The sequence below is a fragment of the Polaribacter sp. 11A2H genome (assembly GCF_011379025.1).
In the GTDB taxonomy this organism is placed as follows: domain Bacteria; phylum Bacteroidota; class Bacteroidia; order Flavobacteriales; family Flavobacteriaceae; genus Polaribacter.
On the sequence record NZ_WTLD01000002.1, the window covers coordinates 267,319 to 283,912 of the forward strand.

The following is a 16,594-nucleotide window of genomic DNA, read 5'->3' on the forward strand; positions in this document are numbered from 1 at the left end:
TTTAGCTTGTCAAGTTTTAGTTCAGTTAAAAAAGTAACTTTTAATTACAATATTAATTAGTTTAGCTGAAAACATAAAGAGTATGATGAAAAATACATTATTAATATTAATCTGTTTGTTTAGTATTTCAAATTTAGCAAGCCAAGATTGGAACGGAATTGCAGTTCCTGTAACATTAGATGGAGGAGATACTTGGGTGTTACAATCTAATGTTTCTGACGATTTTAATTATACAGCACCTGCTGCAAATAAAGGAACTACTTTTAAAAGTAAGTGGGATGATTTCTATCATAATGTTTGGACAGGTCCTGGTTCTACAGTATGGACTAGACAACATTCATCAGTTAATGGAGGTGAACTAAAATTAACAGCTACTAGATATTTAAGTAGTAGTGTTAATGCAGGTGCGATCCATTCTAATAATACAATTCAATATCCTGTTTATATTGAAGCGAAAATTAAAATAATGAACTCTGTTTTAGCAAATGGAGCTTGGTTATTAAGCCCAGACGATACACAAGAAATAGATTTTATGGAAGGCTATGGCGCTACATATTCAGATAGTGCACAAGAAGATCTTTCTTGGTGGGGAGAAAGAATGCATGTAAGTCATCACGTCTTTATAAGATCACCTTTTAAAGATTGGCAACCAAGTGAACTAGCATCTGGAAATGGAAATCCAGCTCCAAACCCAACTTGGATAAGAAGAAACGACGGAAATGGAAATATTAAGTGGAAAGATTCATATCACACCTATGGAGTTTATTGGAAAGACCCTTGGCATATTTACCATTTTATAGATGGTGTTCAAGTATCTAAAAGGGAAGGAAAAGATCAAATAGATCCTTTGTTTTTTACTAATTCAGTAAATCAAGGGGACTCAAGCAATGATACTAGAACAGGGCTATCTAAAGCAATGGATATTATGATAACTGTTGAAGAACAAGGATGGAGAAAAGCAAACGAAAAGTCTGTTGTTCCTACAAATTCGGAGCTATCAAACATAGAAAATAATACATTTAAGATTGATTGGATTAGAGCCTATAAACCAACTAGTAGTTTATCTGTAAAGGATGTAAAAAATAATTTTAAAGTAAATATTTACCCAAATCCTACCTCTAAATTAATACAAATTAATGCTAGTCAATTAATTAATAAGATAGATTGTTTTGATGTAAGAGGTAAGCTAATCTGTTCAAAGAATTTTAATGATGCCGCTGTTAATTTTGATTTACAAAAGTTAACGAAAGGAATTTATTTCTTAGAAATTTCTGCTCAAGATGGATCTACTAGTAGACAAAAAATTCTAAAAAACTAAATTTATTTTTATTTGGATAAATGAATAACTCAGTATAAAATTTATTTTTTTTGATAAAGTTTATTAAGACTTAAAATTTAATTATAATATAATAAAAAAAGGAGGTTAACAATTGTTAACCTCCTTTTTTTATTTAGTTTCTATTCCGTTTAAAGGAATAATTTGTTTATAATAAACATTAAAAGAGTATAACAAAGAGTTAAGTAAAATCATGCTAATGCTGTGTAATTATAAACACCTTAAATATAATTAATATGCTTGTATAAATATTGTATTTTATTTCACTAATTTTTTTTAGATATATTTAGAACCGCATATAACTTATGTGTATCATTATTGTTGATAACAAGCAGTAGTTTACCTTTCTTAGAATTAAGAATTAACATATTTCTTACATCTTTATCAGCAAATAAACCAGTGGTAACATTAGACACGTATTTATAAAACCCTTTTTTATCACCTAGTAATAGAACACCTGTTCCTGCATCTGCTCTGGTAGTTTCTACTTCAGACATGTAATTATTTCCTGCTAGAATTAAGTCATTAATATTATCATCATTTATATCTTCAGAAATAATACTATTTATAAGTGATTTTTGAACATGATTAGAAAATGGTTCAAATTTAAATGTACCTTTTCCATCATTTTTAAAAATACCTGATTTAAACTGATTTACCTCGTAGTGCAAAGCGCTTTTAATTCGCGAGCCTAAAATACCTTCTAAATCACTATTGGCAAATTCATTGTAAGATTTTATTTTATTTTTTAAATGTGGTAATTGTTGTGCAGTACAACCTTTTCCTCTAACGGGAACTTGTTTGTTATTATAGTATTTTGCTAAAAAAATATCTTGAACACCGTTAAAATCAAAATCGTTTGTATAAATATGAAATGGTTTTTCTTTGGATGCATGAAACTTATAGTTTGTACCTAAATTTCCTGCAATAATGTCTTTATTTCCATCATTATCAACATCAGAAACTAAAATCTTATTCCACCAACCTTTGGCATCTTTTAATGCTAGATACTCGTTGCTTTTTATAAGTTTACCATTTTTGTTGATGAAAACTTCAATACCCATCCATTCTCCAGTAACAATTAAGTCCACTTGATTATCATTATTTATATCTGTCCAAACGGCATCTGTAACCATGCCTATAAATTCTAAATCTGGAGCAAGACTAGGTGTTGCAATAGTAAATTTACCACCATTATTTACCAAAAGAAAACTTTTTGGAGCAAACGGATATTTTTCAGGGATTACTCTTCCGCCAACAAAAAGATCTTGGTCTCCATCATTGTCATAATCATTAGCGACAACAATAGAACCTGCGGAAACCATTTCTGGTAGGGCGGTAGTAGATTTACTAAATTTCCCTTTTCCGTTGTTGATGTACAACCTATCTAATAACATTTTTGGTAAACGACCAAATTCATAGCTACCACTTACCACATATAAATCTTGGTCTCCATCCCCGTCTGCATCAAAAAATGTAGCACCAACATCTTCTTGGTTTCGATCTCTAATAAAATCTGGAATATTAGTAGTTTTAAAGCTCCCGTTTGGGGTACTTAATAATAATTTACCAGCTTGTTTTCTTCCTCCTCCAATATAGACATCATCAAAACCATCATTATTAATATCAGCTTTAGCTACCGCAGGACCTGTTTGAGATAATTTATGCGGTAATAATACTTGCTTGTGGTAATCATTAAAATAAGGATCGTTATGTGTATACTTAAATTGTTCCTCGGAAAATAGTGTAGAAAGCCTTGTTTTTTTTGATTTAGGAATGTCTGTAGCGTTAGAATATTCTAAAACAATAGCTGTGTTTATAGCAGGGGTCTGTATTTTTTGACGTTTACCATCTTGCCAAACTACTTCTGCTTTTAAAACTTTAGCATCTTTATGTATTCCAAAATGTAATTTATTGGAAACGGCAGATAAAAAGCCACGTGTATTAATTAGTTGTCTAGTTTGTATAGCCCCATCATTCATATATAAATTAACAATTGTACCCACTCCAAATTTATTATTACTTGGACCATTTAGAGAAAATTGTAAAAAGTTACCGTTTTCTATTTCACGAGCGTTATTTTTTAAGATAGTTGCAGGCTCATTAATATTATTTACAATTAAATCTAAATCACCATCATTATCTAAATCTGCATATGCAGCTCCATTAGAAAATGTTGGTTTTCCACTATTCCATTCATCCGAAGTATTTTTAAAGGTTAGGTCGCTGTTATTCTTGAAGAAATAGTTAGTTAGTTTTTGTTGAGGTAGCATTTTAGCATATTCAAAGAAATCTTCTTTGGTTGGTTTTCGTCCTTTTGCCCGTAAAGTAGCTAAAATTTTATTGTTAGAATCTCTATCAATTACATCTCTAAAAACGCCATTTGTTACAAAAATATCATTGTGCCCGTCTAAATCGAAATCTGCGGATAATAAAGACCAACTCCAATCGGTATCTCCAATTCCTGCCATTTTGCTGATTTCACTAAACGTTCCATTGCCATTATTAACTTGTAACATATTGTGCATGTATTGGTAATGATATCCTGACTTTGTCATAGATTCAAAATTTTCAATAGAGGTCATACCCATTGTGGTTTTAGAACGAATATAATCTTCCGGATTCATGTCTAATGTCATTAAATCTAAAAGACCATCATTATTAATATCCGCTACATCTCCGCCCATGGTATTAAAAGCCATGTGCTTCATTACTTTGTCTCTGCCTTCAGAAAAAGTACTGTTTCCATTGTTTAGATATACGTAATCTGGTATGTTAAAATCGTTATTAACATAAATATCTAAAAAACCATCATTATTTAAATCGGCAACTTGCGGATTTAAACCAAACCCGGTTTCTGGTAAGATTCCAGATTTTATAGAAACATCAGTAAAATGACCAGTACCATCATTATTATATAAACGATCGCTACCTTTTAGGGTGATGGTTTTTGGATCTTTTTGTAAAGCTAAAAGATCTATAATATCTGTTTGACTTCTATTAATAATATCTCCTGCATTAGAAACAAAAACATCTAAATCGTTGTCATTATCATAATCAAAAAAGATGGCATTTATGGTTCTGTTTTCATCGTCTAAACCCAATTCTTTTGCTTTTTCTGTAAATGTTAAATCGCCATTATTAATATATAACATGTTTGCAAATTGATGATTTTCATCAATCCAACCACCTCTAGATAGATAGATGTCTAGATAGCCGTCATTATTAACATCTGCTATAGTTACACCAGTATCAAAGCCTGGTCTTTTAATAATTCCGGCTTTTTTAGAAATATCTTCAAATTTAAAATTGCCTTTATTTATATATAATTTATTGTCTGACGTATTTGAAGAAAAGAAAATATCGACCAATCCGTCGTTATTAAAATCTGCTGTAGCAACACCAGCACCTATATACATGTAATTGTATTGAAAATAATTAGCATCTGGACTTTCTATTAATGAATTTTGAAAATCGACTCCAGAATCTTTAGGTAAAACGGTAATGAAGAGTTTTTTTACGTCTACTTTTATAATGGTCTTTTTTATTTTTTTATCACAAGAAAAAAGAGAAATCAATATTAAAAAAAAGATTGATTTAACAAAAAATGCTGTATTTATTATAGTTAAGTTTGACATGTTTTTTTATAAGAATTATAAGTAAAAAACGGTAAGACATATAAAATATCCTACCGTTTTACTTAAAATTAAATATTTAAAAATTAATTACCCAAATTAGGGTTGTTATTTAATGCTTCTGCAGGAATAGGAGAAAAATAATTATCAGTACTTAAACTACCAGCGATTTGATTATGTTCTGCAATTGTGCCTGAAGGAGTTCTATTACCTAGTACTTCTTGAACACGTTCTAATCGCATTAAATCATACCATCTTAAATATTCTCCTGCAAACTCCCATTTACGTTCTGTAAACGCTAATTCAGCTAAATCGCCACTAGATAGATCTACGGTAGCATCTGGTGTAGCAAATGGTAAACCAGATGCTCTACGACGTATTTTATTTAATGCTTCCCAAGAATCTGCAGTTACAGCACCTGATCTAGCAGAAGCTTCTGCATAGATTAATAAAACTTCTGCATAACGCATAAAGAAGTCGTTTCTATTGGTAATAAATGAGTTTGGTAAATCTCCTTTTGGACCTGCTATTTTTTTAAAAATAGGACTTTTTTGATCTTTAGCAGAACTAAAGTTTCTCCAATCTAAATCCATTCTATATGTAGCTTCTTTTCTAGGTCCTGTAGGGAAATCTTCATAAAATTTAATTTCACCAAATGTTTCACTCCATCCACCTGCACTATCATTTAAACCTACAATTCCATATTTCCAATTTGCAATTCTATCATCACCGCAAGAGTTACAATAAGTAAGTGTAAAAACAGATTCATTATTAAATCTGCCTGCAACTGTCCATAAGTTTTCTAGGTCATCTACCAATCCAAATTTATATGTACTAGCATTATCTATAACTGTTTTAGCAATATTAGCTGCATCTGTATATTTACTGTTGTCTTTTAAAGGGAAACCAGCCCAATCCATATATAAACGAGCTAAAATACTTTTAGCAGAACCCTTATTAGGTCTAGAAGCACCTTCTTTTAAACTTGGATAAACATTAGGTAATCTTTTTTCTGCTTCTAATAAATCTGCTTCTATTTGTTGAAATACTTCTAATTGTGTTGCTCTAGAAATATTTGGATCAGGAATTGTAGTTAGTGGTAGAGGAATTCTACCATGAACTCTAGCTAACTGGTAGAACATAATACCTCTTATAAAGTGAGTTTCGCCAATATATCTATTTAATAAATCTTGATCTACTGCTAAATTTTCTAAACCTTTAGACCTGTCTAAAACTGAATTTGTAGTGTTAATTACATCTAAAATTGCATTCCAGTTAGATAATAGTCTACTATTTGATGCTTGTACATTTCTTTGGTCAAACTCTCTAAAATCGGCTTTATTACCAGAAGCCCAGGTTGTCATATCATCACCCGCCCAAGCAGGAGCATAAAAAGTAGTCCATCTAGATGCATTTACTATTTTACTGTAAATACCAGATATTCCTTTGTCCATTTCATCTAAATTAGAAAATACTTCTGGAGGTAAATTAAATTCTAAAGGATCTGGATCTAATTCTGCACAGCTTTGAAAATTTAAGGTAGTAAAAACAACTATAAAAATTACTAATAACTTAGCGGTTTTATTATATTTTGTACTTATTTTTATTTTGTTCATTTTTTTTTTTTTAGATTAAAACTCTAATTTTAGCCCTAACGTAAATGTTCTTGGGTTTGGATATGCACCTTGATCTAATCCGGCACCACCATCTACAGGCGCAGAAATTCCAGGGTCAGATGTTATTGGGGTAGAAGATACTTCTGGATCATATCCAGAATAATTAGTTATAAGGAATACGTTTTGCCCACTTGCATAAACTTCTAGTTTACTAACACCTTTTATTAAGTTTTTTAGATTGTAACCTAACTTAACATTACTTAATCTAATGAAACTACCATCTTCAATCCACCTAGATGAATTTAAAAGGTTGCTAGCACCATTTCTAGGAATTTCCGTTTCGTTAGCAGCTGTCCAAGTATTGTATCTAGAAGGGGATAGATTATCTCTAAAAGCAGCAGCTCCTCCGTTTAATGCTGCAGAAACAAAATTATAAACATCAAATCCGGTAGCACCAGTAATAAAGATATTAAAATTCCAATCTTTATACGTAAAACTATTATTAAAGCCCCAAGAAGTTGTTGGTAAACCATTACCAATAGGACCTAAAACGAATTCTCCGTTTTCATCTCTTAAATATTTTGGATCACCAGGAACACGATCAAAAGTAGCGGCTAATGCTGTTTCATTTGTTTTCCAAGTTCCTAAAAAAGTATATCCGTTAAATGTACCTATTGGTTCTCCCACCTTTATAACATCTACTCTAGCTTGTGAACCTCCAATTACTAAGTTATTACCAGGGATTTGATTTAAATCTCCATTTAGTGCTATAACTTTATTTTTTAAGAGAGAAACATTAAGTGAGGTATTCCAATTAAAGTTATCATTTCTAATAATATCACCAGAAAGAGAAATGTCTAAACCTTTATTTTCTACCTCACCAACATTTTCATATTTTCGATATAAAGTACCTGTAACAGTTGTTTGTAATAAAAGATCTTTAGTTGTTTTTTTATAATAATCTAAAGACCCCGTAAAACGTCCTTGAAGAATACCAAAATCTACACCTGCATTAATTTGAGTTGTGGTTTCCCAAGTTAAATCTGGGTTTCCTATTTGAATTAACGTTTGCCCGGTCTGAGCTGTATTACCATCAAAAGAATACAAACCAGAATCATTCGTAATAGAAGAAGAGGCAAGTGCATTAATGTTTTCATTACCAACTTGTCCCCATCCTGCTCTTAATTTTAAATTAGATAAAAATTCTCCATCTTCAATAAATTTTAATTTATTTAAGCTATAAGCAGCAGCAAGAGAAGGGAAATAACCTGTTCTATTTCCTTTTAGAAATTTAGAAGATTCATCTACTCTTAAAGAACCTGTAAGGTATATTGTGTTATCAAAATTATAATTAACACGTCCTAAATAAGATTGAATAGAAGTTCTAGCACCTCCATTGGTGAAAAATTCGTTATTACTATTGTCTCCATGGTAAAAACTAGGAACATTAACATCAAATGCACTATAAGCATTGGTTTTAGAAACAGCACCCTGAAATTCATAGACTCCTGTTATATCTAAATTGTGTTTATTAAAAGATTTTTTCCAATTTAGAATGTTACTAATTTGATGCGTAGTCTGTTTATAATTATTATAATATAAAATATTAAAACTAGATCCAACACCCTGTGCAGGGTCTTTTTCCCATCTAAAAGATTCTGTATTTCCATTATATCTTGTTGCATTTGTTATTAATGTGTAGGTAAAATTATCATTAATTTTATAATTTAGATTTAAAGTTGCATTTAAACGATCTCCTATAACCTCATCTTTACTTTCCGTTAAATTATAGATTGGGTTATATCCATTATTTGCATTACTAGTTCTGTAAATATAATTTCCGTTTGCATCTCTTACAGGAGAAGTAGGATCCCAGGTTAGTGCTTTTAGTAAAATACTACCATTAAAACGCGCAAAAGCATCTTGGTTGTTTAAAGTATATTCTCTACTTCCATAAACATTGAAACCAATATTTAACCTGTCATTTACTTCAATACCTAAATTAGCTCTAAAAGAACCTCTTTTATAATTGGTATTAATTTGTGTACCTTCTTGTGTTAAATAGTTACCAGAAACAAAATAATTTATTTTGTCTGAACGACCGCTCATAGATACTTGTGTATTGGATCCAATACCCGTTTGTGATATTAAATCTTCGTAATCAATAGGGTTTGCATCTAAATTAGCAATTTGTTGAGTTGTAAAAGGAAGGTTGTTTTGATCGGATGCTTCATTATTTAAAACTCTAGCAAATTGACCAGAATTTAACTTATCAATTTTCTTTGCAAAAGAAGACACGGATGCAAACTGACTTACAGTAAATTTAGTTTTATCACTTTTTCCTTTTTTGGTAGTTACTAAAATAACTCCATTGGAACCTCTAGAGCCATATACAGCTAAAGCAGATGCATCTTTTAAGACTTCCATAGAAGAAATGTCATCTGGATTCAATGATTTTAAATCTCCTCCAAAAACACCATCTACAACTACTAGTGGGTTATTATTACCTGTAACAGAGTTAACCCCTCTTACTCTTACTTTTATATCTGCCCCAGGTTGCCCGCCTCCAGATACAGTTATTCCAGAAGCCCTACCTTGTAATGCATTTTCAACACGAACAACGGGTGCGTCTTTAAAGGATTTAGCAGTTACTTGTGATACAGATCCTGTAATATCACTCTTTTTAGCAGTACCATAACCGATTACTACAATTTCTTCTAACTGGCTTGCATCTTCAGCAAGAACAACATTAATTACTGTTTGTTCTTTTACTGTAATATTTTGTGCTGCATATCCTAAAAAAGAAAAGATAAGAATATCTTCGGTAGATGCTGAAAGGGTAAAATTACCATCAAAATCTGTTGTTGTACCCGTTGTTGTTCCTTTTTTAAGAATACTTACACCAGGAATAGGCATTTTGTTTTCATCACTAACTGTTCCTGTGATGGTTTTTTGTGAATAGGAGTTTTGTGCACTCATTAATGTTAGTAATAACACTAACAAGAAACTCTTACTTATTAGTTTAGTAATTTGCTGTTTCATATACTAATTTAATTATTGTTAATTGTTAATTAATTGTTTCTATTGATTTTAGGTTTATAAAATCTAAGAAGTTCTGCTATTGTTTACTTTTAATCGGTTTAAAAGTAAATGTTAAAGAATTACGGAGTAATTGGTAACATTACCTTTTCATTATTTTATTCTGCCATATGATTAATTTGAATTTAAAATTTGGTTAATACAAAGTTGTTTTTTATTAAAATAAAAACAGTAAAATTGAACTTGACATAAACTTGACATAAACTTGATATTGTTTAGTGTTGATTTTAACTATTTGAAATTAAGTGTTTTAATGTTTATCTATGTTAGTTTAAATAGATTTTATATTTTGATTAGGTATTTTTTTATTTCAAAATTTATTAAAATGTTTTCCTAACGCATCCTAATCTTTATTAGCAATCATTTCTGGGTCAAAAAGGAAACCTCCCATTCCAAAAGCTTTAGCTCCTGCATTTTTGTATGCTTCCATATTTTCTAAAAGATGCCTCTTGTTGGCAGAAGGAAAAACCTTTACCATTTTAGCACCTAATTTATGAGCAGTAAACATTTCTGTAGGTGAAGATGCACCAGGAAAAACAGAATTTTTTTTACACAGAATTTAATTACTTTTTTATCTACTATTGGTGTTGCAATAAAATTTGCACCAGATTTTAAAACTTTTTTTGCATCTTTAATAGACAAAATTGTTCCGCAATCAATATTTAATTTTCCGTCAAATTCTTTTACGAATACTTCAATAAGATCAAAAACATTAGGTTATTTCTAGTAACCTTTAAGCTAGTAAACCCTTGTTTTTGATATGTTCTTGCAATATTTAAGGTTGTTTCCTTATCATATCTTCTTAGAACTCCAATTACAGTTGTTTTCTTAAATAATTTTTCTAAAAAATGGTTTCATATTCATTTTAATTTTATTCTTAATATTAATTCATGACAAGAAACATATAGTTCAGATTCGTCATCATTAAAAGCACAGTTAGATGTTAATTTATCTGTTTTTATAGTTCCTAAATGATTACCATTTTGATCAATTACAAAAACACCATCAGGACCTGTAAGAAATATAGTTCCGTCTTTTTTACAGCCATTCCATCGGGCAATTGTTTAGCAATACTTTTCTTTAAAGCTTCTCTCATGTCTAAAACAATGTTTTCATTACTTAGTGTTCCATCTTGAGAAAGGTTATAAGAAATAAACAATGCAGGCTCAGAATTGGCAATATATAATTTTGAATTATCTGGAGATAAACCTATTCCGTTTGGTGTTTTCCACTTAGAAGTTAACAAGGTTACTTTTCCTTTTATGTCTATTTTATAGACACCTTGATAATCGATTTCTTTTGTCCCTTTTTCTATTCCAAAATTAGGATCTGTAAAATAAATATTTCCTTTTTTATCAACTACCAAATCATTAGGAGCATTAAACCTTTTTCCTTCAAAATTATTGGCAATTACTTCGAAGTTAGACATCGGTTTTGTAAAACTCCCTTTATATCTAGCAATAACTCTGTCTCCTGTTTGACATAGAATTAAATAACCATTATTATCTAAAAATAATCCATTAGAACCTTGTAGTTTTTTTGTTTTACCGGTATACCCACTTGGTTTTAAAAAAGGTTTTGCACCTTCTTTTTCCGTCCATTTATAATTGGTATTTTCTGTAACATCAGAAAATAATAAACAGTGTTCTTTAGGTACCCAAACAGGTCCTTCTGTCCAAATATAACCTTCAGAAATTATTTCTATTTTTGTTGATTTTGGAACGTGTTTGTAAAAGTCATCCGTTACTTTTTCTAAATATCCCATGGTTTTATAAGCTACCTTTTCTTCTAATTTAATGGGTGTTTTTTCAGGATTGTTCTTTAATTTATATACGTTAAACTTTTCCTATTAAAAATAAATAACTACAAAAAAAACAAAGTAAAGCGCTGTTTAGTAGTGGTTTATTGTTAATTTTTAATGATATTACGGCAAAAGATGTAGGTGGTGAAATGGTTTCAATGAAAAAAATGTCGCCTACACTTAGGCTAATAGAATTTATAAAATTACTTCATGAATTATCTTTAGAAAAATATGAAGTACTAAGTTTAGTAGCACGTTTTAATGTGAATTCTTTGGTTTCAGATAGAATTAAAAATATTATCGATTTTGTGGATAAAAACTATCAAAACAAAATTGATGCTGCGCAATTAGGTGATTTAGTTTTTATGACTTCAGTTTCTTTTTCTAAGTTTTTTAAAAAGACATTTAATAAAACGTTTACTGCCTATTTAAATGAATATAGAGTTAGTAAAGCTTGTGAATTATTAAAAGAATCTGAAACCTCGGTAGAACAAATAGCTTTTGAAACAGGTTATCCAAATCTTTCTTTTTTCCATAGAAAATTCAAGCTATTTACAAATAAAACGCCTGCTCAGTATAGAGCAACATTCTTCAAATAATAAGATTATATTCTTTATAGTGTTCTAAAAATAGCCACTTTTTTTATTTAGTATATATCATCTAATATATTTTTTATTTCGTTAGGATTCCTATTCTGAGATTAATTGAAAATTCTTTAAGCATTTTATAAAGTAGATGAATAATGCAAAATCATTTAAAATTAGACTTGTCAAGTTTTTATCAAGAAGTAATACTGATGACCTATAATGATAATACATCGTTTTTAATTAAATTTAAGCATGAGGATAAAAAAATAATGTGTACCTTTTTTGAGAGGGCAAAATAATACAACTAATTAAAAAAGATGGATATTTTACAAAGAGGTAAAAATACTGTGAGGGTTTTATTATTTATTTTATTGATGATATTAGTTATGAATTGTAAAGAAAATATTAAAGAAAGAAATTTTGGAGAAGCGTTAGAAAAATTACAAACTATTGAAGGTTTGGAAGTTTTACAATCTGGAGAATCTATGATTGCTGTTTCTGGTAAATACCAAGGAAGAATATTTACAAGTTCTTCTAATGGTTTAGAAGGTAAAAGTTATGGTTGGATTAATTGGGATTTGATTACTGATAAAAAAGACCAAATAACAATGGCAAGATTGGGTGGTGAAAGTAGAGTTTGGTTTGGCCCTGAATATGGTAAATTTGCTACTTTCTTTGAGCAGAATAAAAGGCAAGAAGGAGAGGATATAAAAGTGCAAGAAGATTTAAATTCTAAGCAATTTAAAAAAGTAAGTAGTTCTAAAAAATCGATAACATATCAAGCTGATTTACAGATTGTAAATGCTAACAATTATCTATTTAAAATAAATACAAAACGAAAAATTTCTATTCTAGATAGAAAAACAATTAATACTGATTTAAAAATATCTTCGGATATTGATATTTCTGTAGTAGGTTTTAGTGCAGAAACTTGGTTGAAAAATATCGATTCCATTCAATGGACTAAAGACAAAGGGCTTTTATCTATTTGGGAAATAGGAAGTATATTAACATCTGTAGATACCAAAGTTATTATTCCTTTAGAAAAACCTTTAGATAGTTTAAAAACATATTTCGGTACCAAAGAAAAAACTAGATATCAAATAAAAAATAATACACTTTTTTACAAGAGTGATGCTCAATTATTAGGGAAAATAGGAATTCCACCAGAAAATACTAAGAATATTATGGGAAGTTATTCTCGTAAAAACAATTTGCTAACCATTGTTACTTTCAATTTTAAAAATGATGGTGATTACTTAAATTGTTTTCCAAAAAACACTGCTCCTTACGATGGAGATGTAATTAATATTTTTAATGGCGAAGTAAATAAATCTTTGGGCTACAATTGGCCATTTTATGAGTTTGAATCTTTATCATCATCCAAAGAATTAAAACCACAAGAAGAAATATATCATAAACAAACTACTTATCATATAGAAGCAGATTTTGTTGAGTTAAATTTAATTTCAAAAAAACTATTAGGTATTGACCTAAATGAAATTCCTGTTTTTTAATAATGAAATAATCTTTTAATTACTAACGTTTTATGTTTTGTTCAAGTTTTTGTCAAGTTGTAAATCAATCATTTTTTTTAATAAATTGATACATTTATTACTTAAAAGAAACATTATGAAAAATTTAATATTACTAGTTTTATTTGTATTTACGTTTAGTGTTATTACTTCTTGTAAAAACAATAACATTCTTTCAAATTCAATAGAAGTCTCTACTGATAATCCAGAAATTCTAAATTATAAAGTTGAAGGAAACTTAACAAAAAAAATCATTCTTACTATTAATAATCCATCAGCATATGCAAGTTTAAGTGTTTTTGTAAATGATGAGCTTTTAATGGATGACTTTAATATACCAAAGAAAGGAATTCAGAATTTAACGAGTGTAATTCGTTTTCCTAAAATTGGTGATGTAAAAATTCGTTTTCAAGCTTTAGATGAAAATTTAACGATAAGCAGTCTGTATTTTGAAGAGGTGTCAGCATTAGAAATTCCTGTTTTTAAAGATATTTCTGTACAAGCAGGATTAGATAAAGTGAGTTCATTAAAATATGGAGGACCATCAATAGCAGATATAGATAATGATGGAGATTATGATTTTATTGCAAACAACCATAATGCAGAAACGAGTAAGATATATTGGAATAATGGAGATGGTACAGTAACAAAACATAACAAAGACCTTGCAAGATGGTTTAAACATGATTTGCATGGTACTTCTCTTGGGGATTATGACAATGATGGCGATTTAGATCTTGTTTTAGAAGAAGGAGGTGGTAATGGAGCTATTCCTACTAGGCTTAATTTCTACCTTAATGAAAATAATAAATTTATTATGTACACTGGTGATGTAGGTGTAGAAAAAGGAGGTAGAGGGCGCAGTACTAGATGGATAGACGCAGATTTAGATGGGGATCTTGATTTATTAATCATTAACGAGTCGAGTTTGAAATTTGATAAACCACAACATTTTTTTTATGAAAATAACGGAGATAGAACTTTTAAATATAGATATGTAAAAGGACTCGAAGATGTTGACGAATCACGAGTTTTGGTAACCGATTTTAATAACGATAATATTGACGATATTATTTTTTACGGCCCTTTAACGTTGTGGAAAGGAAATGGAGATTTTACATTTACAGATGTATCAGCGTTAATTCCAGACGAAGTTCGTTCTTCAAAACAAATCATGGCTGTTACGGACATTGATATTGATAATGACGGAGATTTAGATTTGTATTTGGCTCAAGGAATGATCTTTGAACATGGAAAAGGAGAAACTCCTTCCGTAGATTTTAATCCTATTACAAAAGAATTAGCCATAAAAACTAGAGGTTATAAAGGTGATGATGTTTTTAGTTTTACAGCTGAAAACAAAATTAAATTACATAAATATTATTACTTGGCGCAAGGAGCTATTTTAGGTAAAGATTATCCTATTTTTTTAGGGGAAAATAAGGTCTCAAAAATTGTAAATTCTGGTGATGAGTTAGAAATTAGCCCAGAAGAAGCAAAAGGATGGGCAGATGATATTTCTAAAAATGGATTCTATATCGGTTATTTAGGAAACAATGAATGGAAGGCAACTTTGGTTCGTGATGGTAATTTCTTTTGGCAATACAGATTTAGTCTTTCTGGTGTAACAAGTGTTACTCCAGATTTTATTCCGCAAAACAGAAATAATGCCGATGTTTTATTAAGAAACGATGGAGATAAATTTACAGATGTTTCTAAAGCTTGGAATATTCCTAAAGGAGGAAACGCTTTAGGTGTTACAACTGGAGATTTTAATAATGACAGTCATCAAGATTTATTTGTGTATCGTTGGGGTAGAGTAGGAGCAAGAATTTCTGATTATATGTTATTAAATACAGGTAATAATTCTTTTGAAACAACAACAATGCATGGAGCAAATGATGTTGGTGGACCAGGGAATGGAGATATGGGGCAAGCTTTTGATTTTGATTTAGATGGGCAATTAGATTTATTAAATGGTAGTGAAAACGGAGAATGGTATTTGTACAATAATCAAACAAAGTCAGACAACAAGCATGTAACTATTAAAGTAGGTTATTCTCCAAAATCTAATGTGGATCCTATTTCTGCAGAAGTTATTGTAAAAACAGCTGATAATGAATATAGAAAAAGAGTTGGTTCTGCAGGAGAAATATTTTCCCAAAGTTTAATGAACATTGTACATTTTGGATTGGGAAATGAATCTGAAATAAAAAGTATTAAAGTTAGATGGAGAAATGGAGAAACTGTAGCGTTTAAAAACAAAGAAGCGAACAATATTTACAATACTGATTATGTAAATATTGATTCTAATAAAAACTCACCAGTTACTTCAATCTCTTTTAAAACAGAAAAAATAGAATTATATAAAGGGAAAAATAAAACTCTAGACGTAAGCGTTTTACCAAAAAATAAGACCAATTCTGAAATTATTTGGACATCTAGTAATACAAATATTCTTACTGTTGATAAAAATGGTAATGCAAACCCAATTAAACCAGGAAAAGCAATTGTAAAAGCATCTTCAAAAGACAATTCTATTTCATCAGAAATTAAAGTTACGGTTGCTCCTTATACTGCACCTTATGTTAAAATACTAAACAAGGAAAAGTATGGGAATCACCAGATAAAAGTGAGTGATAATTTAAAAGTGACTGTTAAATATCATGCAGGATCTGGAAACAAAGTGATTTCGGCAGATGAAGGCGGAATTCGTTTTTGGTTACGTCATTTTAAAAGTAAATGGATACCTGTAAAAGATGTGGTTCTTGTAAATAAAGAAGCGTTAAAAACAACAAGTGGAACAGCAAATATGACTTTTTCATTGAAAGATTATATTCCGTCTAACCAATTACAAGAAAACCATTTTTATCAACTTAGAGTCACTTTTACTTCTAGCGATGGAGATATGTATGAAGATGAAATTCTTCCTTTAGAAATAGTTTCTAAGTAATAAAAAAAAGTAAACCTCTCTTATTTATAGAG

Annotated in this window: 9 protein-coding genes; 4 read left to right on the forward strand and 5 right to left on the reverse strand. The window is 29.8% G+C overall.

Going from position 1 to position 16,594, the window contains the following annotated elements:
- Positions 1 to 82 precede the first annotated feature (82 nt).
- Entirely contained in the window at positions 83 to 1,318 is a 1,236-nt protein-coding gene (locus GQS58_RS03475; RefSeq protein ID WP_166382894.1) for a T9SS type A sorting domain-containing protein, read from the forward strand.
- A 284-nt stretch (positions 1,319 to 1,602) separates the two neighbouring features.
- Here GQS58_RS03475 and GQS58_RS03480 read toward each other — a convergent pair whose 3' ends face one another.
- From GQS58_RS03480 to GQS58_RS03500, 5 genes are all read right to left on the reverse strand, one after another.
- Positions 1,603 to 4,974 carry a VCBS repeat-containing protein gene (locus tag GQS58_RS03480; protein WP_166382896.1) on the reverse strand — a complete coding sequence of 1,124 codons (3,372 nt, stop codon included), beginning with the start codon at positions 4,972 to 4,974 and terminating at the stop codon, positions 1,603 to 1,605.
- Positions 4,975 to 5,057: 83 nt separating this feature from the next.
- The gene (locus GQS58_RS03485) at positions 5,058 to 6,587 is read right to left on the reverse strand and encodes a RagB/SusD family nutrient uptake outer membrane protein (protein ID WP_166382898.1); all 1,530 of its coding nucleotides are present in this window, start codon (positions 6,585 to 6,587) and stop codon (positions 5,058 to 5,060) included.
- A gap of 15 nt (positions 6,588 to 6,602) precedes the next feature.
- Complete coding sequence (locus GQS58_RS03490) at positions 6,603 to 9,629, reverse strand: SusC/RagA family TonB-linked outer membrane protein (protein ID WP_166382900.1); 3,027 nt, start codon at positions 9,627 to 9,629, stop codon at positions 6,603 to 6,605.
- A 400-nt stretch (positions 9,630 to 10,029) separates the two neighbouring features.
- Positions 10,030 to 10,194, reverse strand: coding sequence for a hypothetical protein (locus GQS58_RS03495; RefSeq protein WP_166382902.1), 165 nt, complete (start codon positions 10,192 to 10,194; stop codon positions 10,030 to 10,032).
- Positions 10,195 to 10,677: 483 nt separating this feature from the next.
- Positions 10,678 to 11,451 (reverse strand): SMP-30/gluconolactonase/LRE family protein, encoded by a 774-nt coding sequence (locus tag GQS58_RS03500; protein WP_166382904.1) that lies wholly within the window; start codon positions 11,449 to 11,451, stop codon positions 10,678 to 10,680.
- A 140-nt stretch (positions 11,452 to 11,591) separates the two neighbouring features.
- On the opposite strand from GQS58_RS03500, the gene GQS58_RS03505 reads away from it, so the two are divergent.
- From GQS58_RS03505 to GQS58_RS03515, 3 genes are all read left to right on the forward strand, one after another.
- Positions 11,592 to 12,086 carry a helix-turn-helix domain-containing protein gene (locus GQS58_RS03505; protein WP_166382906.1) on the forward strand — a complete coding sequence of 165 codons (495 nt, stop codon included), beginning with the start codon at positions 11,592 to 11,594 and terminating at the stop codon, positions 12,084 to 12,086.
- A gap of 305 nt (positions 12,087 to 12,391) precedes the next feature.
- Positions 12,392 to 13,591, forward strand: coding sequence for a DUF6786 family protein (locus GQS58_RS03510; protein ID WP_166382908.1), 1,200 nt, complete (start codon positions 12,392 to 12,394; stop codon positions 13,589 to 13,591).
- A 115-nt stretch (positions 13,592 to 13,706) separates the two neighbouring features.
- Positions 13,707 to 16,562, forward strand: coding sequence for an FG-GAP-like repeat-containing protein (locus GQS58_RS03515; protein ID WP_166382910.1), 2,856 nt, complete (start codon positions 13,707 to 13,709; stop codon positions 16,560 to 16,562).
- Positions 16,563 to 16,594 lie beyond the last annotated feature (32 nt).

Bases quoted from the DNA above. Each gene is read 5' to 3' on its own strand.
- GQS58_RS03475 (WP_166382894.1), top strand. From the start codon at position 83: ATGATGAAAAATACATTATTAATATTAATCTGTTTGTTTAGTATTTCA.
- GQS58_RS03480 (WP_166382896.1), bottom strand. From the start codon at position 4,974: ATGTCAAACTTAACTATAATAAATACAGCATTTTTTGTTAAATCAATC.
- GQS58_RS03485 (WP_166382898.1), bottom strand. From the start codon at position 6,587: ATGAACAAAATAAAAATAAGTACAAAATATAATAAAACCGCTAAGTTA.
- GQS58_RS03490 (WP_166382900.1), bottom strand. From the start codon at position 9,629: ATGAAACAGCAAATTACTAAACTAATAAGTAAGAGTTTCTTGTTAGTG.
- GQS58_RS03495 (WP_166382902.1), bottom strand. From the start codon at position 10,194: ATGTTTACTGCTCATAAATTAGGTGCTAAAATGGTAAAGGTTTTTCCT.
- GQS58_RS03500 (WP_166382904.1), bottom strand. From the start codon at position 11,451: ATGGGATATTTAGAAAAAGTAACGGATGACTTTTACAAACACGTTCCA.
- GQS58_RS03510 (WP_166382908.1), top strand. From the start codon at position 12,392: ATGGATATTTTACAAAGAGGTAAAAATACTGTGAGGGTTTTATTATTT.
- GQS58_RS03515 (WP_166382910.1), top strand. From the start codon at position 13,707: ATGAAAAATTTAATATTACTAGTTTTATTTGTATTTACGTTTAGTGTT.